At 31.5% G+C, this 25,871-nt stretch carries 28 protein-coding genes; 12 read left to right on the plus strand and 16 right to left on the minus strand.

The window, feature by feature from the left end:
* Nucleotides 1-2: 2 nt before the first annotated feature.
* The 7 genes from ACTTA0_RS06470 to ACTTA0_RS06500 are packed head-to-tail and all read right to left on the minus strand — an operon-like array spanning nt 3 to nt 7,295.
* Nucleotides 3-377, minus strand: coding sequence for a cytidyltransferase (locus tag ACTTA0_RS06470; protein WP_075506148.1), 375 nt, complete (start codon nt 375-377; stop codon nt 3-5).
* On the minus strand, nt 374-784 hold the full coding sequence (locus tag ACTTA0_RS06475; RefSeq protein ID WP_440634391.1) for an AAA family ATPase: 411 nt from the start codon (nt 782-784) through the stop codon (nt 374-376). Before ACTTA0_RS06475 ends, ACTTA0_RS06470 begins: the two co-directional genes overlap by 4 nt.
* Nucleotides 784-2,019: a M24 family metallopeptidase gene (locus tag ACTTA0_RS06480; protein WP_440676476.1), complete on the minus strand. Its 1,236-nt coding sequence runs from the start codon at nt 2,017-2,019 to the stop codon at nt 784-786. Before ACTTA0_RS06480 ends, ACTTA0_RS06475 begins: the two co-directional genes overlap by 1 nt.
* Nucleotides 2,016-2,651, minus strand: coding sequence for a class I SAM-dependent DNA methyltransferase (locus ACTTA0_RS06485; protein WP_440676477.1), 636 nt, complete (start codon nt 2,649-2,651; stop codon nt 2,016-2,018). Before ACTTA0_RS06485 ends, ACTTA0_RS06480 begins: the two co-directional genes overlap by 4 nt.
* Nucleotides 2,651-5,056, minus strand: a complete 2,406-nt coding sequence (locus ACTTA0_RS06490) for a GcvT family protein (RefSeq protein WP_440676478.1) — start codon at nt 5,054-5,056, stop codon at nt 2,651-2,653. The genes ACTTA0_RS06485 and ACTTA0_RS06490 overlap by 1 nt, the downstream gene beginning before the upstream one ends.
* Nucleotides 5,056-6,096: a homocysteine S-methyltransferase family protein gene (locus tag ACTTA0_RS06495; protein ID WP_440676479.1), complete on the minus strand. Its 1,041-nt coding sequence runs from the start codon at nt 6,094-6,096 to the stop codon at nt 5,056-5,058. The genes ACTTA0_RS06490 and ACTTA0_RS06495 overlap by 1 nt, the downstream gene beginning before the upstream one ends.
* Nucleotides 6,097-6,107: 11 nt before the next feature.
* Nucleotides 6,108-7,295 carry an aromatic ring-hydroxylating oxygenase subunit alpha gene (locus ACTTA0_RS06500; protein WP_440676480.1) on the minus strand — a complete coding sequence of 396 codons (1,188 nt, stop codon included), beginning with the start codon at nt 7,293-7,295 and terminating at the stop codon, nt 6,108-6,110.
* 273 nt (nt 7,296-7,568) lie between these two features.
* On the opposite strand from ACTTA0_RS06500, the gene ACTTA0_RS06505 reads away from it, so the two are divergent.
* The 5 genes from ACTTA0_RS06505 to ACTTA0_RS06525 all read left to right on the plus strand — a co-directional run bounded on the left by ACTTA0_RS06505 (nt 7,569) and on the right by ACTTA0_RS06525 (nt 12,359).
* Complete coding sequence (locus ACTTA0_RS06505) at nt 7,569-8,579, plus strand: glycine betaine ABC transporter substrate-binding protein (RefSeq protein WP_440676481.1); 1,011 nt, start codon at nt 7,569-7,571, stop codon at nt 8,577-8,579.
* A 55-nt stretch (nt 8,580-8,634) separates the two neighbouring features.
* Nucleotides 8,635-9,522, plus strand: coding sequence for an ABC transporter permease (locus tag ACTTA0_RS06510; protein WP_440614127.1), 888 nt, complete (start codon nt 8,635-8,637; stop codon nt 9,520-9,522).
* Between the two features lie 60 nt (nt 9,523-9,582).
* Nucleotides 9,583-10,311 carry a methylenetetrahydrofolate reductase gene (locus ACTTA0_RS06515; RefSeq protein WP_440676482.1) on the plus strand — a complete coding sequence of 243 codons (729 nt, stop codon included), beginning with the start codon at nt 9,583-9,585 and terminating at the stop codon, nt 10,309-10,311.
* Nucleotides 10,304-11,662, plus strand: a complete 1,359-nt coding sequence (locus ACTTA0_RS06520) for an aminomethyl transferase family protein (protein WP_440618187.1) — start codon at nt 10,304-10,306, stop codon at nt 11,660-11,662. The genes ACTTA0_RS06515 and ACTTA0_RS06520 overlap by 8 nt, the downstream gene beginning before the upstream one ends.
* A 151-nt stretch (nt 11,663-11,813) precedes the next feature.
* Nucleotides 11,814-12,359: a hypothetical protein gene (locus ACTTA0_RS06525; RefSeq protein WP_440676483.1), complete on the plus strand. Its 546-nt coding sequence runs from the start codon at nt 11,814-11,816 to the stop codon at nt 12,357-12,359.
* On the opposite strand, the gene ACTTA0_RS06530 is transcribed toward ACTTA0_RS06525, so the two are convergent.
* Genes ACTTA0_RS06530 through ACTTA0_RS06545 form a run of 4 tightly spaced genes read right to left on the minus strand, consistent with a single transcriptional unit; the run spans nt 12,356 to nt 15,759 of the window.
* Nucleotides 12,356-12,523: a hypothetical protein gene (locus ACTTA0_RS06530; protein WP_440676484.1), complete on the minus strand. Its 168-nt coding sequence runs from the start codon at nt 12,521-12,523 to the stop codon at nt 12,356-12,358. The two genes, ACTTA0_RS06525 and ACTTA0_RS06530, sit on opposite strands and share 4 nt — an antisense overlap.
* Nucleotides 12,516-13,160 carry a DUF3726 domain-containing protein gene (locus ACTTA0_RS06535; protein WP_440676485.1) on the minus strand — a complete coding sequence of 215 codons (645 nt, stop codon included), beginning with the start codon at nt 13,158-13,160 and terminating at the stop codon, nt 12,516-12,518. Before ACTTA0_RS06535 ends, ACTTA0_RS06530 begins: the two co-directional genes overlap by 8 nt.
* The gene (locus ACTTA0_RS06540; protein WP_440676486.1) at nt 13,129-14,790 is read right to left on the minus strand and encodes a hypothetical protein; all 1,662 of its coding nucleotides are present in this window, start codon (nt 14,788-14,790) and stop codon (nt 13,129-13,131) included. The genes ACTTA0_RS06535 and ACTTA0_RS06540 overlap by 32 nt, the downstream gene beginning before the upstream one ends.
* Nucleotides 14,791-14,793: 3 nt before the next feature.
* Entirely contained in the window at nt 14,794-15,759 is a 966-nt protein-coding gene (locus tag ACTTA0_RS06545; RefSeq protein ID WP_440676487.1) for a membrane dipeptidase, read from the minus strand.
* 91 nt (nt 15,760-15,850) lie between these two features.
* On the opposite strand from ACTTA0_RS06545, the gene purE reads away from it, so the two are divergent.
* The 6 genes from purE to ACTTA0_RS06575 all read left to right on the plus strand — a co-directional run bounded on the left by purE (nt 15,851) and on the right by ACTTA0_RS06575 (nt 19,513).
* Nucleotides 15,851-16,342, plus strand: a complete 492-nt coding sequence (purE, locus tag ACTTA0_RS06550) for a 5-(carboxyamino)imidazole ribonucleotide mutase (protein ID WP_262590420.1) — start codon at nt 15,851-15,853, stop codon at nt 16,340-16,342.
* Between the two features lie 2 nt (nt 16,343-16,344).
* Entirely contained in the window at nt 16,345-17,391 is a 1,047-nt protein-coding gene (locus ACTTA0_RS06555; RefSeq protein WP_440676488.1) for a 5-(carboxyamino)imidazole ribonucleotide synthase, read from the plus strand.
* A gap of 1 nt (nt 17,392) precedes the next feature.
* A complete protein-coding gene (locus ACTTA0_RS06560) occupies nt 17,393-17,860 on the plus strand; it encodes a GNAT family N-acetyltransferase (protein WP_440676489.1) in 468 nt (155 codons plus the stop codon).
* Between the two features lie 121 nt (nt 17,861-17,981).
* Nucleotides 17,982-18,188, plus strand: coding sequence for a cold-shock protein (locus tag ACTTA0_RS06565; RefSeq protein ID WP_075506166.1), 207 nt, complete (start codon nt 17,982-17,984; stop codon nt 18,186-18,188).
* A 137-nt stretch (nt 18,189-18,325) separates the two neighbouring features.
* Nucleotides 18,326-19,072 (plus strand): aspartate/glutamate racemase family protein, encoded by a 747-nt coding sequence (locus ACTTA0_RS06570; protein ID WP_440676490.1) that lies wholly within the window; start codon nt 18,326-18,328, stop codon nt 19,070-19,072.
* A 3-nt stretch (nt 19,073-19,075) separates the two neighbouring features.
* Nucleotides 19,076-19,513, plus strand: coding sequence for a hypothetical protein (locus ACTTA0_RS06575; protein ID WP_440676491.1), 438 nt, complete (start codon nt 19,076-19,078; stop codon nt 19,511-19,513).
* A 7-nt stretch (nt 19,514-19,520) separates the two neighbouring features.
* Here the strand turns inward: ACTTA0_RS06575 and ACTTA0_RS06580 are convergent, their stop codons facing one another.
* Nucleotides 19,521-19,802: a hypothetical protein gene (locus tag ACTTA0_RS06580; RefSeq protein WP_440676492.1), complete on the minus strand. Its 282-nt coding sequence runs from the start codon at nt 19,800-19,802 to the stop codon at nt 19,521-19,523.
* 109 nt (nt 19,803-19,911) lie between these two features.
* Between ACTTA0_RS06580 and ACTTA0_RS06585 the strand changes: the two genes are divergently transcribed.
* Nucleotides 19,912-20,763: a DMT family transporter gene (locus tag ACTTA0_RS06585; protein ID WP_440676493.1), complete on the plus strand. Its 852-nt coding sequence runs from the start codon at nt 19,912-19,914 to the stop codon at nt 20,761-20,763.
* Here the strand turns inward: ACTTA0_RS06585 and ACTTA0_RS06590 are convergent, their stop codons facing one another.
* From ACTTA0_RS06590 to ACTTA0_RS06605, 4 genes are read right to left on the minus strand one after another with little or no spacing between them, the layout of a single operon-like run.
* On the minus strand, nt 20,764-21,351 hold the full coding sequence (locus ACTTA0_RS06590) for a sarcosine oxidase (RefSeq protein WP_440676494.1): 588 nt from the start codon (nt 21,349-21,351) through the stop codon (nt 20,764-20,766). It abuts the gene before it with no gap.
* Nucleotides 21,348-24,344, minus strand: coding sequence for a sarcosine oxidase subunit alpha family protein (locus ACTTA0_RS06595; protein ID WP_440676495.1), 2,997 nt, complete (start codon nt 24,342-24,344; stop codon nt 21,348-21,350). The genes ACTTA0_RS06590 and ACTTA0_RS06595 overlap by 4 nt, the downstream gene beginning before the upstream one ends.
* Nucleotides 24,344-24,613, minus strand: coding sequence for a sarcosine oxidase subunit delta (locus ACTTA0_RS06600; RefSeq protein ID WP_440676496.1), 270 nt, complete (start codon nt 24,611-24,613; stop codon nt 24,344-24,346). The genes ACTTA0_RS06595 and ACTTA0_RS06600 overlap by 1 nt, the downstream gene beginning before the upstream one ends.
* On the minus strand, nt 24,614-25,870 hold the full coding sequence (locus ACTTA0_RS06605) for a sarcosine oxidase subunit beta family protein (protein WP_440614112.1): 1,257 nt from the start codon (nt 25,868-25,870) through the stop codon (nt 24,614-24,616). It lies immediately after the preceding gene.
* Nucleotide 25,871 lies beyond the last annotated feature (1 nt).

Here is a 25,871-nt window from a genome sequence, read left to right on the forward strand (position 1 = left end):
GGTTATTTTAATTTACCCTCTTCTCTCATTTGAGCTCTAATTTTAGTAGCTGAAATTTTTTGAGTTTCTTCATCTAAAACTATCTCCTCAATTTTGTAACCAACGCCTCTTCCGTAACAAATATTTGTAATATTAGGAACTAACATAATTTTAAATTGACCTTCAAATTCAGGATTTAATCTTTCTTCAATATTTTTTTTTACAGTTTCAAAATCAAATGGATTATCATCTACTCCTTGCACATCTCTTATTTGAATACAAACTTGTCCTGTTTTTTTAATTATTTCTTTAAACAGTTTATAGTGCCCATCATGAAAGGGTTGCCATCTTCCTAACATTTGCGCTGTAGGTTTTTTATTATCCCATTGATATGTCATTTTTTAATCTCCTCAATTATTAACGGTGCCCATTTCTTAGCATCCTGAGTTGTTACATGGTAGTCAAAGTTTTTTGGATTAACAAACATTTGGTTAGTATCTTCAAATCTACCTTTTTTTATTGTATCTACCCAAATTCTAAAATCTGCTGGAAACAAGCTTCTTGCCTCCGGTGTAGGAGCAACAAAATCTGCAATTACATAATGACCCTCGGCTTTTAATTTTAGAGCAAATTCAGCCATTCTTTTAGCTTGTCTTACTCTACCTTCCTCTGAAAAATCCCAATCATCAGCTGCTTTTCTGACTTCATCAGCATTTAATCTTTTAGCATTTAAATGAGGTGCCATTTCATTTGCTAAAGTTGTTTTACCTGCACCAGGTAAACCCATAACCAAAATAATTTTCATTAAATATCTTCTAACGGATTATGGGACATTAATTCAAGTCCATTTTCACCTATAAGGTATTGTTGCTCAAGTTTAACACCTTCTTTACCACCTACTTTACCAATATAACTCTCAACTGTTATAGTCATATTTTTTTGAAACATTCCACTACGTTCACCACCATCTGTTGGATATCTAATTGCAGGCCACTCATCGCAAAGACCTATTCCATGTACCATTACAGAGTATCTATTTGGGTAGTAATCTTCAGGTAAAACCCATGATTTATCTGTGAATTCTTTAAAAGATAAACCATCTTTAATTAGTCTTGAATTGTAATCTATTTGTTCAACAGCCATTGAATATAATTTTTTTTGTTCCTCATTAAATTTATTACCAACTACAAATGCTCTAGAAATATCTGCACAGTATCCATAAGGTCCTACCATGTCTGTGTCAAAAGCAACTAGTTCACCATCTTGAATGACTTTGTTTCCACATTCTTGCATCCAAGGATTTGTTCTTTCTCCTGACGCTAATAATCTACACTCAATCCATTCACCATAATTTTCTATATTTGTTTGATGAAGAATTGACCATAACTCATTTTCTGTCATTCCTGGTTTTAATTGTTCTCTCATTTTAACAATGCCCATTTCAGCAACATCTATTGCTGATCTCATACATTTAATTTCTTCAGATGATTTAATTACTCTTGCTTGTTCTAAAATTAATTTAGCATCAACCACTTGAATTTGTTCTTTATTTAACGCAGAAACCGCAGGACCGTTTAAAACATCAATGGCAATTTTTTTTGATTTAAAATATGATTTAGATAAATCTTTAACTTCATTAATCCATTTTTTTAATTGCTCTTCAGATTGATCTCCGTTACTAAAATAATCCCAAGTTATTGCTGGTCTCAATTCATCTATGAGATGAAGATGCTCAGATAACTTTTCACAATTAAAATATTCATAAAGAATTACTGGACCATTAACTGGAACAAAGCAGTATCGAGTTAAATTATGCATATTATAAACACTCATGTTTACTGTGTCTAATGCATATCGAACATTTACTGGATCAAATAAAAAGCAAGCTTCTAAATTATTTTTTTCTAATTCTTTTCTAACTCTATCTAAACGATATGATCTAAGTTTATCAAAATCTATTTCATCTTCTCTTAATCTTTTTTTGGTAATAAAATTCTGTTTTGGTTTAAATTCTGGAGCTATTTTTCTACTAAATCTCATTTTGTAACTTTATAAATTCCTAACCATGCGTTTACATTTTTACTTGCAATGTAATCTGATTTAAAGAAGTCTTTTTCTTCCCACAATTTATTCTGTTTAAATTGATCTATTTTAGTATCAAAACTATATTTCTTAAAAATACCCTCATTTATAGTGAAACCTATATAGCCACCTGATTTGGTAATTCTTAAAAACTCATCTAAAGCATTATTTTTGACATGACCAAATGTGAAGGTTCCAACGCATAACACACTATCATAAGTATTATCTGCTTCAGGAATTTCTTTATTTAAATCTAATTTACTTAATTTTTTGTAAAGATTTTTTGGAACTGAATTTAAAAGATCTTGGGATAAATCTATTCCATGAAAATTATTAAATCCAAATTTCTCTAATTCTTGCGCAACTAGCCCTGTACCACAACCCGCATCGAGTATTAATGCATCTTTATTTTGCTGATGTTTTTTAAAAGCTGCAGCTGTTTCTTTTGGACCTGTATAATTCCAATCAATCATGTCTTTATTATATTTGTTATTTTCAGCCCAATCTGCGTAATAATTCATTACGTCTTCTGTTTTATCTAATTTATAAATGTTTAAATTTTTAGATACGTCTTTGTCTTGATCAGACATTAGCTTCTCATTTTTTGACCACTTGGATCATAAAGTGGTTCTTTAATAATTGAGCAATTAAATAAATCTCCATTTATCTCTACTTGCACTTTATTTTCAGATTTAAATTTATCCTGATCTACAAAAGTAAAGGCAACACTCTTATTTACAAAGTGTGCAAAACCACCTGAAGTAACGTAACCTATACTTTGATCTCCATTCATAACAGCTTCATTATTTGTTACATCAATATCATTAGTTTCAACAATTAAAGGTATAAGTTTGTTTGAAGAGTTTTCCTTTTGTGCACTTTCTTTACCTATAAATTCTTTATCCCAATTGATAAAAACATCTAATCCTGTTTCTTTAGCGGTAAAATCTGGTCTATAATCTAATGTCCATGCTCCCCAATTTTTCTCAAGCCTCATCGACATTAATGCTCTTCCACCAAAGGGTTTAATGTTAAATTCTTTTCCGGCTTCAATTAGTTCTTCGTATAATTTTAATTGATAATGAGGTGCCACATATATTTCGTAACCAAGCTCTCCAGTAAATGAAATTCTATTCACTAATGCAGGAACTCCTCCAACAAACATTCTTCTAGAATCTCTAAATTTAAATTTTTCATTTGAAACATCGTCTCTTACAATTTTTTCTAAAACTTTCCTTGAGTTAGGTCCTGCAATAGACAAACCATGATACTCATCAGATCTATTAGAATAATTTAAATTAAATTTATCTAAGTGACTTTCAAACCAACGTCTGTGCATTTCTTGAGCAGCACCAGATCCAAATACCATAAATTCATTTTCATCCAAGCAAGCAACTGTTAAATCTCCACACAATTTCCCCCTATAAGATAACATTGGTGATAAAGATATTCTCCCAGGTTTAGGAAGTCTCCCAGCCATTATGTGATCTAAAAATTTTCTAGCATCTGGGCCTTTGAACTCATGTTTTGAAAAATTTGCAACCTCTATCAAGCCAACATTCTCTCTTACATTAATAACTTCTTTTGAAACATAATCGTGTGATCTTGATCTTTTAATTGTAGGTTCTTCATGAGCATCTTCTTTATTATTTGCAAACCACAAAACATTTTCTAATCCAAAACTATCTCCCATCACAGCTCCTTGATTAACAAATCGATCATAAAGTGCCGTTGTTTTTTGTTTTCTTCCTTTTGGTAAAGTTTCATTAGGAAATGTCATAATAAATCTTCTTTCATAGTTTTCTGAAGATTTTATTGTTCCATATTGTGGTGATGCATAATCTCCAAAACGAGCAACATCCATTGCCCAAACATCAATTGAAGGTTCACCGTCAATAATCCATTCAGCAATACATTTTCCAACACCACCCCCTTGGCAAAACCCAGCCATAACACCAACTGCAACCCAATAATTTTTCATTCCAGGTACTGGACCAATCAATGGACTTCCGTCTGGACCAAAAGTAAAAGGTCCATTCACAATGTTTTTTATTCCTGCACGCTCTAATGCTGGCATTCTCTCAAAACCAATTGCTAATCGATCTTCAATATTATCTAATTTTGGCTCAAGTAATTCATGTCCAAAATTCATTGGAGTTCCTTCTACTTTCCAAGGAGTTGATTTTGGCTCGTAAGTTCCAAGCAACATACCTTTTCCTTCTTGTCTAAAATAAATATTTCCCTCAAAATCTGTTCCGATAGGCAATCTTTGATCTCCCATTGCTTCAATTTCTGGAATAGGTTCGGTGATTAAATAGTGGTGTTCCATTGGCTGAACTGGAAGATTTATTCCTGCTAATTGACCAACTTCTCTTGCCCATAAACCACCCGCATTAATTACTATTTCAGCATTAATGTTTCCTTTCTCAGTAAAGACATCCCAAGTTCCATCTTCTTTTTGTTTTGTGTCTTTTACGACAGTGTGGGTGTAATATTTTCCACCATGAACTTTTGCGGCTTTTGCAAAAGCATAAGTAACACCTGATGGATCAACTTCACCATCAATAGGATCCCATAAAGCTAGTAGATATCTTGAAGGATCAATTAAAGGATGTTTCTTTTTCACTTCTTCTAAAGAAATAAATTCTTGGTCAAGTCCCATGTATCTTGCTTTTGATCTTTCTCTCTTTAAATAATCAGCCCATACTTCATTTGATGCTAAGTAAAAACCTCCACTAGGTTTAAATCCTGTTGAATGACCGGACTCTTTTTCAATCTCTTTATATAAACCAATTGTGTAAGCCATCATCCGAGAGATATTTGGGTCAGAAGAAATTACATGAACATTTCCAGCAGCATGCCACGAAGAACCTGATGTTAATTCATTTCTTTCAAGTAAAATACAATCTTTTAATCCAAATTTAGATAAATGGTAAAGAATAGAACACCCAACTACACCGCCACCTATGATTACAACTTTGGCATACTTTTCCATTAATATTTAATTTCTTTATTTACTTTTTTTAAAGATTTATCAGTACCATGATGAAAATGTTTGCTCATGTCCGGCATGTATTTCATTGAAATTGGTTTTTTACCAATTGCAACAGACATTTCTCTTACATGATGAGCTTCAGCACCACAGCATATACCAATAAAATTTATTTTATTTTCAACACACGCTTTTGCAAATTCTGCCATTTCAAATCTGTTGCAAAATAAATTATCTAAAGCTACGGGAAATGCATTCCCACCAGGAATACAATCACAACTATGATCAGTAATATTTAAAAAACCAGGTTCTTCCTCAGTGGTTCTGTAAGGAACTGGAAGTCCTGATACATGACAAGAAACTTTGTCTCTAACTTTTTTTAAAAGTTTCATCGTCATCTCTGGTCCTCTATAACAATTTAGACCAACTACATCGGCACCTAGATCTTCCATCATCTTACATGCATCTTCAGCACTGTGTCCTTCTCTAGTTTTATCGCCTCTGGGAATTGCAAAATTACAAACTGCAATTAGCCCAGCGTCCTTAATTGCTTTTAATGCAATTTTCATTTCATCAGTCCAACTAATTGTTTCAGCAATAACAAAATCAACTCCAGCCTCTTTTGCCCAAGCAACTTGTTCTTCATACATTTGTTGACATTGTTTGTGGGTATTAGGATCACCAGGATCAAATACGTTTGTGTTTGCAACATCTCCACAAACCATCAAATCTAAATCTTTAAATTCAGCTGCAGCGTCTTTTGCAATTTTAAGAGCGCCTTTTTGCATTGGTTCTAACAAATGTTCTTTACCAATTATTCTTAGTTTTTCTCTATGACCATAATAAGTAAATGCCTGAACTACATCTGAACCAGCTCTGATAAACTCTCTATGTAATTGAGTTACTACTTCAGGATGCTCCAACACAACCTCAGGAACAAATGGACCTGCTGAAAGATAACCTCTTCTTTCCATTGCAAAAAGGTATCCTTCTGCACACATGATAGGACCCTCATTTAACCTTGTAATTAAATCTTTTTTCATAATTTATCCTTTCATTTTGTTAAATTTGTTGCAACCCATTTGTGAAACATCAAAGTAGGCGTATCCATTACAGGCGAAAAATTTCCACCATTGTAAGCCGGTGAACTTCGCCCTTTTTGCATTCCTTCTATTGCAGTAACATCTTCGTTCATAACTTCGCGCCAAAATGCAAAATTTTTTTCTCTTATACCTTTAAACTCGTCGCTCGAAGCGCTTTCGTCTCCAATATAATATAATTCAAAATGCTCCTTTGTCTGATTATTTGAAATTGGTTCTAACCAAAACGCATAAAAATGGTCAATATGAATTCCCAGCATTACATTTGGATATAATGATACATATTCAGATTTTTTAGATACATCACTTGGCCAATTTGGAAAACATTTAAATTTTATATTCCCATCGAACTGTTGTGAATATTTATTACTTCCTTGTCCTGAAAAATTAAAATTTTCATCCTCTATGTGGTAATGATCTGAAATATTTGAAACTCTATTCAGCTCTGGATGTATCCATGGCAAATGATAGCTTTCGCAATAATTCTCAATAGCAAATTTCCAATTACTATTTACGATCATATTAAAGTAACCATTGTCAGAAGCATGTCTTATTGATTGTTGGTCTTTTTTAGAAATAAACTTAGACCATCTATCTTCTAAGGGTTTAATAAATTCTTCAAATGGTTTTGCGTTAGAATTAATATTTATGAAGATTAAATCCATCCAAACTTTTGATTTTATTTCTTTCAGGTTGCTATTATTTTTATCAAATCCTCCTACATCATGTTTTCCTAACCCACCTATATGAGGAGTAACAGTTAATTTGCCATTAAAATCATATGACCAGGAATGATAAGGACATCTTATTACATTTTTTAATTTACATTCTCGGTCAACTAATTTGAAACCTCTGTGACTACAAACATTGTGAAAAACTTTTATTTCATTCTCTTTGTTTCTGACTATCAATATTGGAATATCTAAAAGATTAAAAGGCTTTGCGTCACCAGGATTTGGAACAGAGCTTGCAACACCAACCATAGTCCAATTATTTTTAAATACTTTTTCTTTTTCAAATTCTAAATAATCATGATTCAAATAACACTCATTAGGTAACCCATGAGCTTTCTCTATAGGATTTTTAACAACTTCTATTTTTTTAGGATCTAAGATGTCTGATAATTTTTTATTTAAATTCATAAACCTCCTTTAATTAATTAATTAAAAAATTAATTTAGGGTTTAAAAATTACGACTCTCTAATAATGATTTGCTGAAAAACTGTTTTACAATTTAAAATATAAACAAACTCTTTGAAAAAAAAATTTGCTGAAAATTTCATTTAAAAACCATAACTAAATTTAATGCATATTTAAAGACAATTTGACTTCAACTTAAAATTGAATTTAATTTGCAATATTTCTCTCAATATGTTCAATTTGTTTTTTAAATGAATCAAATATTGGGAGATATAATGAAAATTAAAAGAATACTTCTTTCCCTAGCCGTTGTTTTTGGTCTTACTTCTTTTGGAAGTGTAGCTAATGCTGCTTGTGGAAATATAACTATCGCTAATATGAACTGGGCCTCAGCAAACTTCATGGCTGAAGTTGATAAAATTATATTAGAAGAAGGTTATGGATGTTCAGTAGAATTGGTGCCAGGTGCAACAATGCCTACATTTACATCTATGCAAGAAAAAGGTGAGCCAGATGTTGCTCCAGAATTTTGGGCTAACGCTGCAATAATTGCATTGAACAAAGCTGTTGATGAAGGCAAAATGCATTCAATCAATAAGGCTCCAATCACTGGTTTAGGTGAAGGTTGGTGGGTATTACCTGCTACTCTAGAAAAGCATCCTGAACTAACAACTGCTGCTGCAATTTTAGAAAGACCAGATCTATTCCCTCACCCTGAGGATCCTTCAAAGGGTGGATTCCACATTTGCCCTCCTGGATGGAACTGTGAATTAAGTAACAGGAATCATTTTAGAGCTTGGGGCATGGAAGAAAAAGGTTGGGCAATTGTTGAAACTGGTTCTGCTGCAGGACTTGATGGTTCAATTGCTAAGGCTGCTGAAAGAGGAGAAAATTGGTTTGGTTACTATTGGTCACCAACAGCTTTAATCGGAAAATATGATATGAGAGCTGTAGACATGGGTGAATGGGGCGGTAAAGACAACTGGGACAACTGTATAGTTTTACCAGAGCAAGAATGTGCTGACCCTAAAAAAACTTCATGGGTTAAATCAGAAGTTTTCACTATCGTAACAGATAATTTCAAAAACACAGCTGGAAGTTCTGGTATGGATTATTTCAAGAAAAGAACTTATCCTGGTCCAGTAATGAACGGTATGTTAGTTTGGATGGGTGAAAACCAAGCAGAAGGTGCTGATGCTGCAATTGAATTCCTAAAAACACAAGAGGGTGTTTGGTCTAAGTGGGTTTCAAGTGACGCTGCTGCAAAAATTAAAAAAGCACTTTAAATAAATAAAATTATCGAACCCGTTGAAAAACGGGTTCGATATTAAAAAAAAATTTATGGATTTCTTTACTAAAATTCCAGTAATGGATAGGACAGCCTTAAGAGAGTTAAAAAAAGGTATTGATTTTAGCTTTAAAGAATTTTCACGAGCGTATGGAGATGGGATTGAAGGTTTTTTTGATCCCCTATTATATTTTTTAATTTGGCTAGAAAAACTTTTAGTAAATAGTCCTTGGCCTATTGTTATTGCAGTCTTTGCAATATTAGCATGGATAGGTTCAAGAAGTATAAAATTAACTATTGGAACGATTGTTTGCTTTTTGATAATTGGCTATTTTGGTATGTGGAAAAACTGTATGGCTACTGTTGCTATTATATCAGTTTCAACGTTAGTTTGTATTGTAGTTGGAATTCCAATAGGAATTTTAATGTCTAAATCTTCAAGAGCAGAAAAAGCAATTTTACCCATATTAGATATGATGCAAACTATTCCAAGTTTTGTTTATTTAATTCCTATAATAATGCTACTCGGTATAGGAAAAGTTCCAGGGCTTTTAGCTGTTTGTATTTATGCCTTACCTCCAATTGTAAGGCTAACCAATCTGGGGATTAGAGAAGTAGATAAAGAAACTCTTGAAGCAAGTGAGGCATTTGGAGCAACTCCAATGCAGAAACTTAAATCTGTTCAAATTCCATTGTCACTTCCAACAATTTTTGCTGGGATTAACCAAACGATCATGATGGCTTTAGCAATGGTAGTAATTGCATCAATGATTGGTGTAAAAGGCCTTGGAGTGCCTATTTTACAAGCAATTTCTAATCAATATTTGGCATTAGGAATGATGAATGGTTTAGCTATTGTAGCCTTAGCAATTATCTTCGACAGGGTCACTCAGCAGTACGGTCAAAGAATTCAAAAGCACAGAGGTCAGCTTAAAAAGTAGACCAATTATCATAATCGAATTTTCTAGACTCATATTTCAAAATCAATAAAGATCCGAATTATGAATTTTTCTTTGGAGATAGGTCCTAAAACAGATCTTGAAACTGTGCCTCCATTAAGTGATGTCTATATCACTATGCTTCCAGGAGGAGATTATAAAGAAACAGCAGATAAAGCAGCTGAGCTTGTAAAAAAAGGATTTAATCCAGTTCCACATTTTCCGGCAAGATCTATGGGAGATGAAAATGAGCTTAAGGATTATGTTACACGATGTAAAGATGCAGGCGTCAAACAAGCTTTAATTATTGGAGGAGGAAGAGAGCCTCTTGGAAAATTTGATAGTTCATTTCAACTTTTAGAAACAGGTTATTTTGAAAAAATGAAAATAGGAATAGCTGGACATCCTGAAGGGAGTCCTGATATATCCGACACAGATTTAGAAAAAGCAATGATAGATAAAAAGCCTTACGCTGATTATATAGTAACACAGTGGTTATTAGATCCTCAGCCTATCATTGATTTTATTTCTAAACAAAGCGTGCCAGTGCATGTTGGAATCACTGGGCCCTTAAAAATATCTAGCTTAATTAAATTTGCTAGTATTGTTGGGGCAAAAAATTCCTTAAACTTTCTTAAATCTAATTTTAGTAAGGCGTTAGATTTATTGAAACCTAAAGACCCTAATGATTTAATTGGGAAAGTTAAATCGCACACTGATAACTTCCACATTTATACATTCGGCGGCTTGAAGGAAACTAACAAGTGGTTGAGGGAGAATAGTTATGTCTAATGAATTTGACTATACTAAATTAAAACATGTTACTTCTGTTGATCAGTCAGACAGAGAAGTACCATACAACTTAAGACAAAGTGGGCCAACAAAAGTTGAAATGTTAATTTCAACAAGGGTAAGAAAATCACCTTATTGGCATTTATCAATGCAGGCAGGTTGTTGGAGAGCAACTGTATACAATCGTATTTATCACCCAAGAGGTTACGTAAAACCTGAAGATGGTGGAGCTATGGTTGAATACGATGCAATCGTAAACCATGTAACAATGTGGAACGTAGCTGTTGAAAGACAAATAAGAGTTAAGGGTCCAGATGCAGAAAAATTTACTGATTATGTAATCACTAGAGATGCAACTAAAATTTCACCAATGAGAGCAAGATATGTAATTCTATGTAATGCTTATGGTGGAGTTTTAAATGATCCAATTCTTTTAAGAATTTCTGAAGATGAATTTTGGTTTTCATTATCAGACTCTGATATTGGTTTATATCTTCAAGGTGTAAATGCAGATGGAAGATTTGATTGTAAAATTGAAGAAATTGATGTCAGTCCAGTTCAAATTCAAGGTCCTAAATCAAAAGCATTAATGAAAGATTTATGTGGAGATCAAGTAGATTTCGACAATATGCCTTTCTATGGATTAGCTGAAGCAAAAGTTGGTGGAAGAGACGTTGTGATTTCACAATCTGGTTTCTCAGGAGAAGCTGGTTATGAAATTTATCTAAGAAACTCTACTTTATATGCTGAAGATATGTGGAATGCTGTACTTGAAGCTGGAAAAAAACACAGCTTGATGGTCATTGCTCCCGCTCACCACAGAAGAATTCAAGCAGGAATTCTTTCATGGGGACAAGACATGGATCAACAACACAATCCGTTCCAATGTAATTTAGGTTATCAAGTTTCTTTGTCTGGAAAAGGAGAATGGAACAAAACCGCTGATTATGTTGGTAAGGCTGCACTAGAAAAAATGAAAGAGGAATTAAAAGCAGGTAAAAAACCATACAAACTTCAACTAGTTGGTATGGAATTAGGTGGTAAACCTATTGATAATTATGCACCTGACTTTTGGTTAGTTTCTCCTGAAAGTGGTGGAGATCCAGTAGGATTTTTAACATCACCATGGTGGCATCCTGAAAAGAAAACGAACATTGCAATGGGATACGTTCCTTTTGATGGAACATTAAATGCAAATGGCTTTCCAAAAGGAAAAGTAGGAACTAAATTTAAAGTTCATTTACCTGCAGAATATTCGGACACACCTGGAACACCTGTTGATGCTGTAGTAGTGGATATTCCATTTAAAGAGTCTTTCAACGCAAATACAAGAGAAGTTGTAGAAGGCTAAATCTATTTTAGGGGGAGTGATTTAAGCTCCCCCAAAATTCAATGACAAAAGGGTTTCTAATAGCAGTTTGCATTATTATTGCGATTGCTTTAATAGTATTTCCATTAATCGTTTCTTACAAAGCTCAAAGAAATAAAAAAGATAAAAATTAATGTTTGGTGAATTTTTAAATATCGTTTTCAAATCAATAAAATTAGATAAGACGCTTTATTCTGATAACAAAAATTTTGGTGAAGCTTCCATATATTTTGCAGGCTTAATAATGATTTTAGATGGAGTTGCTGGTGCAGTAGCAGCTAACACTGTCATTAAAACTGCAATAGGAATGTCAGGTCTAACAGCAATAGTTACTTGGTTAATATGGGCAATCTTCATTTTTGTAATAGGTGTTAAACTTTTTCCAGATAAACAAACTAAAATATCATTTAAAAAAGTTCTAACCGCAGTTGGTTTTGCTCATGCTCCTGGTTTATTAAGATTTTTTGCAGTAACTCCAGATTTAATGATACCTATAATTTTTCTTACTCAATTTTGGATTTTTGCAGGTTTGATCATTTCAACAAAAGAAATTTTAAATTTAAAATCTAATTTTAAATCTTTTGGTATAGTCTTATTATCTTTTTTGATAATAGCTTTTCTATCAATTACTTTCGTAATGAGTAGAATGAACATGCTTCCAACTAATCAGATTAGCTAGATTGGAAAAATAGTTTTTGAAACTCTACAGGATTTACAAATTTTAAAGCCAGTTAAAATTAAATTTTGAGATACACTCTCATCCTCTTCTTTACACTCATCACAAATATTATTTAAATCTTCACTGTATTCTTGATCCTTAATTTCATTAAAATTATCAGTCATTATCTGTTAGGCCTGCACCTGCCCCACCTTGTTTTAAACTCTCGGATTCTTCAACAAAAGTATCTTCGGATAATTTGTACAAATTCTTCCACTCTTCCTCTGAAAAGTTATCAATATTTTCTAGAAAACTGATTTCTAAATGATTTGCAACAGTCGGAAATTCGTAATTAGCAATATTAGAATAGATATTTAAATTTAAATTTAAAATAATTTCTTTTTTATCAAGATTTAGATGAATTTTTTTACCAATAATTTCTGATGCTCTACTTACAAAAGCTAAAAATATTGAAGGGTAAGCAACGTTATTTAGTTCAATTTTTTTAAAAGATTCTAAAGATTTTGATTGATCTAAAAAACTAACTCCAAGGATTATTGGACAATAAGATTTTGCTGAAGGTTGATTTTTTTCTAATATTAGATTTAAGTTTTGAAAACTATTTTCTTTCCTTTCAGAAAAATATTTATTTATATGCTTTATACCTGGAAGACCAAAGGACTCTAATAGTCTTACGCACTTTGCTGTTTCTTCAGCAACTCCCCATGAATATCCAATAGCTTTTGTTGCTCTTTTAACAGTAGTTTCAATTTCACTTAATGATTTCATGTTAAATGCTAGTTTTATAAACCCACTGCTCATCGTAATTTTTTAATTCATGAGGTAAGGGTGCTCCTTGAAACATACAAATTCTCAACCACTTGTCAGATCTTGGGTCAAATTTTAAAGCCCCAAAGAAAGATAGCTTTAATCTCAACATATCAATAGGCATTATGTTTTTACCAATTGTATTATCTTGAATTTCTGAATAAGGAAATTTTTCAATTATAAAAACTCTTCTAATAATATGTCTCAAATCAGAGTTTTTTATTAAAAAGTCAGATACAGTTTGACTATTTTTAGAAACCAATAATATTTCGTAAAGTTTTTTTATGTCTCTCGCTATAGATAAAGGTTGTTCTAATTCTGAACCATGTTCTTCAAATCTATCAGCTAATCTTGGCTCTTCTTTATTTTTTGAGATAAACCAAAAATTTTGATTATTTTCTTTTTTTTCAAAATTAATTTCTAAAATGTTTGGATATTTTTTCTCAATTATATTTCTTAAATCTTCAACAGTCCGATGGGCTGGTATGTTAAAATATTTTTCTTCATCAGAGCTCATTTCTTTTACTAAAGGTTCGGTTATTTCACTATATGGTTCCATCATAATGGATACAACATATTCAATACATTCTTCACATGTTTCTTGCTCAAGCCACTCATAAATACTATTGAAAGGATATTCCCTTGTAAAATCAAAATCATTCTCAATGAATTTCAAAAATTTTTGAACATCTTTTAGTAGATTATTAATTTTATTTTTTTGATACTCACTATCAGTGTTCCAGCTTGTGATATTTGTTAATGATTTTTTTACACAATCAACAAACAGTTCACTATCTTTTTTATTTACATCTTTAATTTCTCTAATTTTTTTTAATGCTATTTCTCTACTTAAGATCCAGTTATTTAAAAGTGTTGGATGATTAACAATAAAAGGTGCCATTCCTAATCCAGTAGAATTTCCAATACCTAGATTTTTAGAGATTTGCTCGTCTAGTTTGACTGCTTTTTTTGGGTTCTTGTGATAAGCAACATTATTTACTTGGTCGAAAGTGAACTGTCTTACAAGATAAACCAGCATCATTTCTAATCTAAATGGTCCGTTAATTTCCTCACGATTTTTTATTCTAAACCTATCTGCTAAACCAAATTTACCAGATCCATAAACAGCAGTAGTTCTGTATAAATAGCCCACTTTTGATAATAAATTTAAATCTGGTTGTAATCCTTGACTTAATCTCTCTGTTACATGATTAAATAAACGTACAGATTTATTCGCTCTTGATAATGTAAGTTCTTTATAAGAAAGTCTTCCTACTTCTTGTTTGGGAACTTCATTTTTTAATCTTTCAATATCTTTTTTACCTGGTACTCCATCATGAAGAGTAAAAGCCGCATCCCATTTAGTAGCTATAACTCTGTCTGATCTTTCCTCATCTTTAATATGATTTGCAAAACAAACTAAAGAATAAACTCTTCTGTCTTTTTTAAATGAATATACTGCCTCACCATAACCATTTTCATCTAAATTAAACAAATCTTGTTTATATTCCCAGTCTTTAAATTCATTCAAAAAACTTCTTAAAAAAGATAATTTAGATTGATGAAAAGATCCCAAACGAGATAATTTCATAATAGTATTTGGATCTCTTAGTTCTACTTGCATAACTTAAATTGATTTATAAAAATTGTACCAATTATTTCCTAGTATCCCATGTGTCTCATCATCTGAAAATCCAATCTTTTTGAGACCTTTTTCTATATTTGCAAATCCTCTTGTGTCTTCAAACCAATTAGGTTGTTTTGGAAAGCCTGGTTTATTTTTTGATCCTTCTCCGTAATTTTTAGTTTTAGTCCAAGTACCATTTCTCATCCACTCCACTACGCTGTCAGGTTGATCAAGACAAAGATCAGACCCTATGCCAATTTTACTTGCTCCCATAATTTCTGCAGTCTTTGCTACCATTTCGCAAAAACTATCAAGAGTACAATTAGTATTTTCTTTAAGGTGATGTGGATATAAAGATAAACCTAACATTCCTCCACTATCACTTAGCATCTTAAGCAAATCTGTAGACTTGTTCCTTTTTGCAGCATGCCAAAAAGAAGGGTTTGCATGTGTAATCGCAATTGGTTTTTCACTTATTTCAATTGCATCCATTGTGCTTTTTTCTGCAGAATGAGACATATCAACAACGATGCCTACTCTATTCATTTCTTTTATTGCTTCTCTTCCAAAATTAGTTACTCCGCTATCAATTTTTTCATAGCAACCGGTAGCAAGAAGAGATTGATTGTTGTAAGTTAGTTGCATAAATCTGCATCCAAGTTCATGAACTTTTTCAACCAAACCTATGTCATCCTCAATTGGTGAACAATTTTGAAAACCAAAAAATATTGCAGTTTTGTTTTTAAGCCTTGCTTTTTCAATATCTTTAAAATCTTTTCCTAGAAATATAAGATCAGAATTTGCTTCAAAAATTTTTTCCCACTTATTTAATTCTATTAGTAGCTCATCATAATCTTCATGATAAACTATAGTTACATGAACTGCATCTAAACCTGCAGCTCTGTTTGTTTCAAAAATTTTTCTAGACCAATTGCAATATTGCAAATTATCGATTTTAAAATTCATAACCAAATAAGATTAATCAATCTAAATTGAAATACTATTAATTTTATTGAAATTTTTGATTAATTTTGAAATAAACAAGAGAGCCATTTTCATGAAAAAAAATACTAATAAAAAAGTTTCAATAGTTATGGGTAGTCAATCAGACTACAAAACTATGCAATTAGCAGAAAAAACTCTTAAACAATTAGGTGTCTCGTTTGAAACTAAAATTGTTTCTGCTCATCGTACCCCAAAGAGAATGTACGATTTTGCATTAAAGGCAGAAAAAAATAATATAGGGGTAATTATTGCTGGAGCTGGTGGATCAGCACATTTACCGGGAATGATTTCTGCATTAACTCAAATTCCAGTTTTGGGTGTACCGATTGAAAGTAAAAAATTAAAAGGTTTAGATAGTTTGCTTTCGATTGCTCAAATGCCAAAAGGGATTCCTGTTGGTACTTTAGCAATTGGAGAAGATGGCGCTATTAATGCTGCATTACTTGCGGCTGAAATAATGGCTATTAATAATTCATCGATCAAAAATAAGTTAAAAAGTTGGAGATCAAACCAAACTAAATCTGTTAAAAGAGCTCCAAAATAAAAATGTCTAATATTACTCTTGGGATTATTGGAGGGGGCCAATTAGGAAGTATGCTTGCAATTGCTGCAAAAAAATTAGGGATAAAGATAATAATTTTTTGTGATGATTTGGAAGCACCAGCTCAAAATTTTTGTGACGAATTTATTGGTGCAAAATATGATGATAAAGAAAAAATAAATGAATTTGTAAACGAAGTTGATATCGTAACTTATGAATTTGAAAACATTCCATATGAAACATTAAATGATATCAACAAGTTAAAACCAGTTTTACCAAAACCTTCGGTAAATAGATTAATTCAACATCGATTAGCAGAAAAAGATTTTGTAAATAAATTAAATATAAGAACGACTAGATATGTCTCAGTTGAAAATCAATCTGATATTGATGTCCTTGAAGATTTTTTACCAGGTATAATTAAAACTACTACATTGGGTTATGACGGTAAAGGGCAACACCCTGTCTCATCATCAGAAGAATTAAAAAATCTTAAATTAGATTTATCAAGAGGATATATTTTAGAAAAATTAGTCAAACTTAAAAAAGAGATATCAATTATTATAACTAGGTTTAGTAATAATAAATATGAAATCTATGAACCTATAGAAAATACTCATGAAGATCAGATCTTAAAACATTCTAAGATACCTGCGGATATAAATGAAAAAATATTTAATCAATCTAAAGATTGGGCAATACTTATTGCTGAAGAACTTAAATATGTTGGCACTCTATGTGTAGAATTTTTTATAGATAGAAATGATAATCTTTATGTAAATGAAATTGCTCCAAGGGTTCATAATTCTGGACATTTAACAATTAATGCTTTTAATGTAAGTCAATTTGAAAATCACATCAGAGCTGTTTGTGGACTTGAACAGATACCTTTAAAAAAATTATCAAATGCAAAAATGATAAATTTACTAGGAGATCAAATATCTCACTACAGAAATTCTCCAAAACTTAAAGATAATGAATTCTTTTTTGATTATTTAAAAAAAGAAATTAAAGATAAAAGAAAAATGGGTCATATCACTATTCTGGAATAATATGTTAAAATCAATTGAAGGAAATTTTGATGATCCAGAAGTTCACAAACTTTTAACTAAGCATTTTGTTGAGCTTAGAGCTGCCTCACCAGAGGGAAGTGCCCATGTTTTAGACATCCCTGGTCTTAAAGTTCCATCAATTAAATTTTGGAGTTTATATAATGATGATCAATTAATGGGATGTGGTGCATTAAAATTTTTAGATAAAGGACACGGAGAATTCAAATCAATCAGAATTCATGATAATTTTAGAAAAAAAGGACACGGTATTATTGTTATTAATCATCTAATAAGTGAGGCAAAAAAATTAGATATTAAAAGATTAAGTATTGAAACAGGTGCTGGAGATTTTTTTATACCTGCCAGAAAACTCTTTAAATCTTGTGGTTTTGAGCCTTGCGAACCTTTTGCTCATTATAAAGTAGATGTTAATTCTGTTTATTTGACTAAATTGATTGCTACAGATTGACAATAAGATTGGCTAATCTATCTATTTTGTTGACAAAACCCATTAAAATCTAAAGAAAGCCAACATTACTTAATTAAAATTTAAGTAATAATTAATATAACAAAAAGTAAGAAGAAATAATATGAGTCTAACAGGTAAAGTAAAATGGTTCAATCCAACCAAAGGTTTTGGTTTTATTGAAAGAGAAGATAAAGAAAAAGATGTGTTTGTACATGTTTCAGCAGTAAGAGATGCTGGTATGAACGGTTTAGATGAGGGTCAAGCTTTGACTTTCGATGTTGAAGATGGTCCTAAAGGTCCTTCAGCAGTTAACTTAAAAACTGCATAATTTCACACTTCCTATTGGCTGAAAAAATTTTATTTTTTAATAAATAATTTTATTCAGCCAGTACCAAATCTTATAAAAAACAACTTTTAGTCAAAAAAATTAATTATATAAGTTGTATTTAAAATAATAAAAAATTTATGATCGGAATTTTAGGTGGAATGGGTACTCAAGCTGGTCTTGATTTTTGCAATAAGCTTGCAGTATTAAACAGAGGTAAAATTGATCAAGAGTATCCTTTATTTGTTTTGTATAACAAATCAAATATTCCTGGAAGACCAGAGTCTATAGGTACTCAAACAAAAAACTTATCAAATCTAAATACAAATAAATCCAATAAAACAAAATATAATAAAGTTTTAAAGAGTCTTCTTCAGGGCTGTAAGTTATTAGAAAAGAATAAATGCAAATTTATTGTTATTCCATGTAATACAGCACATTACTGGTTTGATGATCTACAAAAAAAAATCAACATCCCAATTATAAATATGCCAAAAGAAGTTTTTAAATTTACAAAAAAGAATTGTAAAAAAAATTCAAAAGTTGGTTTATTGGCTACAGAGGGTACTTTAAAAACTGGAGTGTATAATAAATTTTTTGATCAAAGCTATCAATTAGTTAACCCATCTGAAAATCTTCAAAAAAATTCAGTAAATAAAGCAATCAAGTTTGTAAAAATGGGTAATGTTAGAGCTGCTGAAAAAGCTATCAAACCAGCTATAAAATATTTACTAAAAATGAAATGTAAAAAAATAATTTTAGGTTGTACTGAGTTGCCAATTGCAATATTTGCCTTTAAATCATTCAAGAATATTAAATCATCTAAGATATTTTTGGATCCAAATTTAATTCTTGCGCACTCTGCGATGCAGAAACACAAAAGATAAATCGTGACATCTAAAATTGATAAGCCCTACGTTTTAAGAGTTGCTGAACTAATATATTCTAAAATTATTGAGATAAAAAACCAAAATCCAGAAATTAATAACATTCAAGCATTTGAAATTTTTATGACAACAAAAGATTATGATTTAATTAGTTCAGGAGAATTTCATGAAAAATGGATGTCAGAATTAAAAGAAAACAATTTTATTGATAAAGTTACAGGTAAAAAAATTAACGAAGAAACATTAAGACTTTTGGAAATTCAAAAAGATTCAATGGTTAAATTTTTGCTAAAGATACCAAAATTATATTATACAAAAACTCATTTCCCTCTAGAAATATCTCAAAGAGCCTTTAATCATCTCTGGAGAGTTTGTGAAAGTTATGAGATGTGGTGTAAAGAAACTAAGCAAACAAAATTAATTAAATTAAATCTTAATTAATTTAAAATTAGTTTTTTTTAACTTCCTTAAGTCCTTCAATGAATTGTTTTATATCAGCTATAAAGTTGTTTGTGCCATTAGTGGTTTCAATAGTTTCTTTGAAATGTGTGATAGGATATTTACCTGTCTCTTTTTTAACAGCTTTATTAGCTCCATATTGAAATCCTGCTTGCGCAACATTTCCTGTAGAAATAATTGTCATTCCTGGACCAAGAAGAGCAGAAGATTGGAAACAACCTGTTAAAAAAATAAAACTAAAAAGAATAAAATATAATTTTAATTTTCTCATAGACAGATGCTTCAAAAGTTATACATCTGAAGTTTCAACTCAAGATAGAATTTGTTCAAATTGAGTTTTATTATCGAGACTATGAATATTATTAATTTATAAAACAAAAATGGTTAAAATTTTTCCATTTATTTTTATTCTACTTTGGTCATCAGCATTTATAACTACAAAACCAATCATTGATTACAGCGATCCTTTTGCTGCATTAGCCTTTAGATTTGCACTAGTGGCATTTGGTTTTTTAATTTTTTCTATCTATTCAAGGCAGAAAATAATTGTAAGTAAGAGAAATTTTTTACAATCTTTTTTCAGTGGAGTTCTTTTTCATGGATTTTATTTAGGAGGTGTTTTTTACTCAATTTCTATTGGAATGCCTACTGGCCTTGCTGCTTTAATTGTAACACTTCAACCAATACTAACTAATGCATTAAGTGGACCAATACTAAAAGAAAGAGTTTCTGTTAAACAATGGGCAGGTGTTTTACTGGGATTTGTTGGAGCATCAATGGTTCTAGGTTTTGAAATAGGATCAAAAATTCCAACTGCTGGATTAATTGCAACGATTATAGCTTTGATAGCAATAACAAGTTCAACTCTTTGGCAAAAAACAATAAGCAACAACCTACCCTTATCAGTAAGTAATATGAACCAAGCACTTGGAGGGTTTTCATTTCATTTATTAGTTATAATTTTTTTTGCAGATCCTTACATTGAATTTTCAAAAACATTTATAATTGCAATGAGTCATCAAATTTTTTTAGTGTCCTTTGGAGCATTCACAATACTTATGTTCTTAATTAAAAAAAATTCTGCAAGTAAAACAGTTTCAATATTTTTTTTAATTCCTCCTACATCTGCATTCATGGCATGGTTATTTTTAAATGAGAAATTATCTAATTTAGATCTTTTAGGATTTTTTATAGCTACTATTGGTGTTTATGTTGCAACTAGAGATAAATAATTACTTTGCAATATATCCAAATTCTAAAGATGCGTCTGTTATTGAGTGATAAAGAGATTCACCAAAACTTCTTAGTCCAAATATTCTAAATTTATCTGGATCATTATCAAGCATATCAATAGTGACAGACATTCCGTTATAAGTAGAATTTAAACATTGATTTTTTTTTAGCTCACCAAAATTAAATGGGCATCCTTTTTTTAAAACTTCCTTAGCCTCCTTACCTTCAATTTCAATTATTGCTTTTGAGTGAGATATGTCTGTTATTGCAAATTCATTATCATTAAATTTTTGCTCTATTTCATTTAAAGTGTCCTTTTTCTTAGAAACTAAAATCCAATTTCTTGGACCGTTCCAAAGTATTCTTGTGTTATCATTGGAGCTAACTAAAGATTGATTGTCTCTTAAATTTAGGCCATCTACCTGCATGTTGTCTAATGATGAGTTTGAACTTTTATACTGAACTATCTGTACAATTAATAAATTAGTAGTTTCAGATATTGAAAGTAAATTATTATCATCTTTACCTTCGAAATCTCCAAATTGACCTTTTGCATGCACATTATTTAAAGCTGAAATTAAACTCATGATCTAACTCTTTCTCCTTTTGGATCCACATAATGTGATGAAACTATTTCTACTGGAATAACTTTGTTTTTTAATGGAGACATTACAAATAATTTTTCTCCAATCATATTTTTTCCATCTTTTAATATTGCTAATGAAAATGGATTATCATGCTCAACACTCCAACAAGAGGCTGAGATATGACCTAATTTTTTATTCGGTAAAGGAGCGTTAGCGTCTTTAACTAAGTGTGAACCTTCTGGAATACTAGTTTTTTTATCCAATGGAACAACGCCTACAATTCGCTGTCTATCCTCAGCTACAAAAGCTGATCTCTGTAGTGATCTTTTTCCAATAAAATCTTTCTTTTTACTCAATAGCCCTTCTAAAGCATTGTCGTAAGGAATTGTTCTTCCATCTAATTCAGAACCTGCAACATGTCCCATTTCAATTCTAAGTGTAGACAATGCTTCAGTTCCATATGGTTGAATTTGAAACTCTTCTCCAATTTCAATTATTTTTTCCCACATAAATCTTCCGTTATCAGACTCAACATTAACTTCGTAAGCTAATTCACCTGAGAATGAAATTCTGAAAATTCTTGCTTTAACACCAAATAAATCGCCTTCTACATATCCCATAAATGGAAGACCTTCATTGGATACATCTGTTTTAGGAAACAATTTCTGTAATAAATCTCTTGATTTAGGTCCAGCTATAGCAGCTCCTGCCCATTGCTCAGTTGTTGAAACTACATTTACATTAAGTTCAGGCCAAACAAGTTGCAAATAATACTCTAAATGCGAAAGCACATTAGCTGCTTGAGCCGTAGTTGTTGTCATGTGATAGTGGTTTTCTGAAATTCTAGTAGTTGTACCATCATCCATCACTATCCCATCTTCTCTTAACATCACTCCATATCTTGCTTTTCCAATAGGTAACTTCAACCATGCATTTGTGTATACTCTGTTTAAAAATTCAGCAGCATCAGGACCCTTAACGTCAATCTTACCAAGAGTTGTTACATCACAAACACCAACGTTTGTTCTTACATTTTTTGCTTCTCTTTTTGATGCTTCAAACAAAGTTTCGTTTCCTCTTTTATAATATCTTGGTCTTAACCAAACTCCTGCATCAACAAAAACAGCGTTATGCTCTTCATGCCAATTGTGAATTGGAGATTTTCTAGTTGGTTTTGAATGCTTTCCTACTTCTCTACCAACAATAGCACCGATAGAAATAGGTGTATAAGGAGGTCTAAAAGTAGTGTGGCCAACGGAAGGAACAACTTTATTTTCAATCTCAGAAACTAATTGCAATCCATTTAAATTACTTGTTTTTCCTTGATCTGTTGCCATACCTAAAGTGGTATATCTTTTTACATGTTCAATTGATCTATAACCTTCTCTTAATGCAATCTCTACATCAGAAACAGCAACATCATTTTGAAAATCTAAAAATCTTTTATAACTTTTACCTTTTGGTAATGGAACACACCAAAACTTATCGTGTTTAGAATATTTTTTTTCAACTACATTTGGAATAGATATTTCATTATCTTTCTCAGTAATTTTTTTTGATAATTCTTTTCCTTTTTCAAAGGATGTTTTTAAAGTTTCTTCTAATGTAAATACACCATTAGCAGCTCCCAAAGTTGTTTCATTTTGTTTTGAAACTCCTGGAACAAACGCGTCTATCTCTTCATTAAATTTAGTTTTATTTCCTGATTGTGATGCCAAATGAATTGTAGGTGTCCAAAATCCAGAAACACATATACAATCACAAACTATATTTTCTATTTTGCCAAGTGTTTTCTTATCTTCAGAAATAGTTGCTACATCAGCTGATTTTACTTGTTTATAACCTTGTGCTGCAACTACTACATATGAATTTTTAATATTAATTCCTAAATTTTTTGCTTCATCTATAATTTCTGATTGTGGATTTGATCTTGAATCTAAAACTATAGGCTCAACACCATGTTTTTTAAATTCAATTGCAGTTTCATAGCCACTATCATTGTTTGTAAATACTAAAGGTTTTTTTCCAACCAAGACACCATAAACTTTTAAATATTCTTTAGCTGCAGATGAAAGCATCACTCCAGGAGTATCATTATTTCCAAAAACAATTGGTCTTTCAATTGAACCAGATGAAATTAGAACTTCTTTTGCTCTAATGTACCAAAGTCTTTTATTTGGATGATATTTTTTAGTTTTAGGTAAATGATCACTAACTTTTTCAGACATTACTAACATGTTGTGATCATAGTATCCAAAAACTTGAGATCTATTTTTTACTGTTACATTTGGCATCTCTTTCAATTCTGAGATGATACCGTCTGCCCAATCTTTTCCAGATTGGTTACCGATATTCACATCACTCGTTAATAGTGAGCCACCATACCTTGGTTTATCTTCAGCTAAAATAACTTTGGCTCCATTTTTCGCTGCAGAATACGCACTCGCTAAACCTGATGGTCCAGATCCAGCAATTAAAAGATCGCAATACTCATATTTATGTTCGTATCTTTCTTTATCATGTTTTGTTGAAGCTACTCCTAATCCAGCTGCTTTTCTTATAAATGGCTCATAAATTTTATACCAAAAGCTTTTTGGCCACATAAAAGTTTTGTAATAAAATCCTGCAGGTAAAAATATTTTTAAAAAATTATTTATTGCTCCAATATCAAAGTTAACACTTGGCCAACAATTAACACTGCTTGCCTCTAATCCTTCAAATAATTCTTGTTCAGTTGCTTTAATATTTGGCTCCGTTTCACCATTTCTATAAAGTTGAACAACTGCATAAGGTTCATCAACTCCTGCACCAAAAAACCCTCTTGGTCTGTGATATTTAAAACTTCTACCAACTAAATGAACACCATTTGCTAGTAAAGCTGAAGCTAATGTATCACCCTCATAACCAAAATAAGATGTACCATTAAACTTAAAAGAAATTTTTTTATTTCTATTTATTAAGCCACCTGTTTCTATTCGATAACTCTGAGTCATTAAGCAATTTCTTCGTTAGCTTTGTAAGTTTTAAAAATTTCGTGTGTTGCAGTATCTCTTTCAACTTTAATCCACTGTCTGCAACCAGATAAATGCTGCCAAAGTTCTAAATGTTTTCCTCTGGGACTAACTCTATTGTATACGAAATTATCCCAATCTTGATCTGTGACTTCTTTATTTAGCTCAGGTCTTTTAACAGTAGCATCTCCACCATAAGAAAATTCATTTTGAGATCTCATTCCACAATGTGGGCATTTAATATGTAACATTTATGAAATCCAAGTTTTTGTACCAAGACCTTTTTCATCAATAAGATGACCAGTACTAAATCTATTCAAACTGTATCCTGCATTTAATTCATGAACTCTATCTTGAGCAATAGTATGTGCAAATGTCCATCCTGATGCTGGAGTTGCTTTAAAGCCTCCATAACACCATCCACAATTTAAATACAAACCATCAATATGAGTTTTATCAATTATTGGTGAACCATCCATTGACATGTCCATGATCCCACCCCAAGTTCTTAGCATTTTTAATTTACTTAAAAATGGCATCATCGCAATTCCTTCAGTTAAAACATGTTGTAATGTTGGAAGATTACCTCTTTGAGCGTAACTATTGTAACCATCGAGGTCTCCACCCATTACCATTTCACCTTTGTCTGATTGACTAATATAAAAGTGACCTGCACCAAAAGTTACAACTTTATCTAAAACTGGTTTCACGGGTTCAGAAACACAAGCTTGTAAAAGATGAGTTTCAATTGGCAAAGTCATATTTAATTTTTCTGCTAAAATATTTGTGCTACCAGCAACGCATAGACCTACTTTTTTTGCTTTAATGTTTCCTCTAGATGTTCTGATCCCTTTTATTTTTCCTGCAGAAACATCAAAACCTGTGACTTCACAATTTTGAATTATATCTACCCCCATCGAGTCTGCTTGACGAGCGTACCCCCAAGCAACTGCATCATGACGAGCAGTTCCAGCACTTGGTTGCATCAATCCACCAAAGATCGGAAATCTTACGTTGTCTGAAAAGTCAGCCATTGGGATTAATTCTTTTACTTCTTCTCTGTTTAAAAGAACTGCATCAATTCCGTTTAATCTCATCGAATTACCTCTTCTTGCGTACGCATTCATTTGTGCATCTGAGTGTGCAAGATTAATTATTCCTCTTGGAGAAAACATTACATTGTAATTTAAGTCCTGACTCATCTTTCTCCATAGATCCATTCCAAACTCACTGAAAAGACCATTTTCATCATGCATGTAGTTTGATCTGATAATTGTAGTGTTACGTCCAACGTTTCCACCACCAATCCATCCTTTTTCAATGATGGCTACTTTTGTAATTTGATGTTCTTTAGCTAGATAATATGCGGTAGCTAGACCATGACCCCCACCCCCGATTATAACAACATCGTACTCTTCTTTAGGATTTGGGTCTTTCCAAGCTAAATCCCAATTTTGATGACCTGTTAATGCATTTTTAACCAAGCTAAAAATAGAATACTTTTGCATA

This window comes from Candidatus Pelagibacter sp. HIMB1593, from assembly GCF_052047755.1.
Taxonomy (GTDB): domain Bacteria; phylum Pseudomonadota; class Alphaproteobacteria; order Pelagibacterales; family Pelagibacteraceae; genus Pelagibacter.

Bases quoted from the DNA above. Each gene is read 5' to 3' on its own strand.
- ACTTA0_RS06500 (WP_440676480.1), bottom strand. From the start codon at position 7,295: ATGAATTTAAATAAAAAATTATCAGACATCTTAGATCCTAAAAAAATA.
- ACTTA0_RS06525 (WP_440676483.1), top strand. From the start codon at position 11,814: ATGTTTGGTGAATTTTTAAATATCGTTTTCAAATCAATAAAATTAGAT.
- ACTTA0_RS06600 (WP_440676496.1), bottom strand. From the start codon at position 24,613: ATGTTACATATTAAATGCCCACATTGTGGAATGAGATCTCAAAATGAA.
- ACTTA0_RS06520 (WP_440618187.1), top strand. From the start codon at position 10,304: ATGTCTAATGAATTTGACTATACTAAATTAAAACATGTTACTTCTGTT.
- ACTTA0_RS06530 (WP_440676484.1), bottom strand. From the start codon at position 12,523: ATGACTGATAATTTTAATGAAATTAAGGATCAAGAATACAGTGAAGAT.
- ACTTA0_RS06605 (WP_440614112.1), bottom strand. From the start codon at position 25,870: ATGCAAAAGTATTCTATTTTTAGCTTGGTTAAAAATGCATTAACAGGT.
- ACTTA0_RS06485 (WP_440676477.1), bottom strand. From the start codon at position 2,651: ATGTCTGATCAAGACAAAGACGTATCTAAAAATTTAAACATTTATAAA.
- purE (WP_262590420.1), top strand. From the start codon at position 15,851: ATGAAAAAAAATACTAATAAAAAAGTTTCAATAGTTATGGGTAGTCAA.
- ACTTA0_RS06595 (WP_440676495.1), bottom strand. From the start codon at position 24,344: ATGACTCAGAGTTATCGAATAGAAACAGGTGGCTTAATAAATAGAAAT.
- ACTTA0_RS06570 (WP_440676490.1), top strand. From the start codon at position 18,326: ATGATCGGAATTTTAGGTGGAATGGGTACTCAAGCTGGTCTTGATTTT.
- ACTTA0_RS06565 (WP_075506166.1), top strand. From the start codon at position 17,982: ATGAGTCTAACAGGTAAAGTAAAATGGTTCAATCCAACCAAAGGTTTT.
- ACTTA0_RS06535 (WP_440676485.1), bottom strand. From the start codon at position 13,160: ATGAGCAGTGGGTTTATAAAACTAGCATTTAACATGAAATCATTAAGT.
- ACTTA0_RS06590 (WP_440676494.1), bottom strand. From the start codon at position 21,351: ATGAGTTTAATTTCAGCTTTAAATAATGTGCATGCAAAAGGTCAATTT.
- ACTTA0_RS06560 (WP_440676489.1), top strand. From the start codon at position 17,393: ATGTTAAAATCAATTGAAGGAAATTTTGATGATCCAGAAGTTCACAAA.
- ACTTA0_RS06505 (WP_440676481.1), top strand. From the start codon at position 7,569: ATGAAAATTAAAAGAATACTTCTTTCCCTAGCCGTTGTTTTTGGTCTT.
- ACTTA0_RS06515 (WP_440676482.1), top strand. From the start codon at position 9,583: ATGAATTTTTCTTTGGAGATAGGTCCTAAAACAGATCTTGAAACTGTG.
- ACTTA0_RS06510 (WP_440614127.1), top strand. From the start codon at position 8,635: ATGGATTTCTTTACTAAAATTCCAGTAATGGATAGGACAGCCTTAAGA.
- ACTTA0_RS06495 (WP_440676479.1), bottom strand. From the start codon at position 6,096: ATGAAAAAAGATTTAATTACAAGGTTAAATGAGGGTCCTATCATGTGT.
- ACTTA0_RS06540 (WP_440676486.1), bottom strand. From the start codon at position 14,790: ATGCAAGTAGAACTAAGAGATCCAAATACTATTATGAAATTATCTCGT.
- ACTTA0_RS06580 (WP_440676492.1), bottom strand. From the start codon at position 19,802: ATGAGAAAATTAAAATTATATTTTATTCTTTTTAGTTTTATTTTTTTA.
- ACTTA0_RS06475 (WP_440634391.1), bottom strand. From the start codon at position 784: ATGAAAATTATTTTGGTTATGGGTTTACCTGGTGCAGGTAAAACAACT.
- ACTTA0_RS06545 (WP_440676487.1), bottom strand. From the start codon at position 15,759: ATGAATTTTAAAATCGATAATTTGCAATATTGCAATTGGTCTAGAAAA.
- ACTTA0_RS06470 (WP_075506148.1), bottom strand. From the start codon at position 377: ATGACATATCAATGGGATAATAAAAAACCTACAGCGCAAATGTTAGGA.
- ACTTA0_RS06480 (WP_440676476.1), bottom strand. From the start codon at position 2,019: ATGAGATTTAGTAGAAAAATAGCTCCAGAATTTAAACCAAAACAGAAT.
- ACTTA0_RS06555 (WP_440676488.1), top strand. From the start codon at position 16,345: ATGTCTAATATTACTCTTGGGATTATTGGAGGGGGCCAATTAGGAAGT.
- ACTTA0_RS06585 (WP_440676493.1), top strand. From the start codon at position 19,912: ATGGTTAAAATTTTTCCATTTATTTTTATTCTACTTTGGTCATCAGCA.
- ACTTA0_RS06490 (WP_440676478.1), bottom strand. From the start codon at position 5,056: ATGGAAAAGTATGCCAAAGTTGTAATCATAGGTGGCGGTGTAGTTGGG.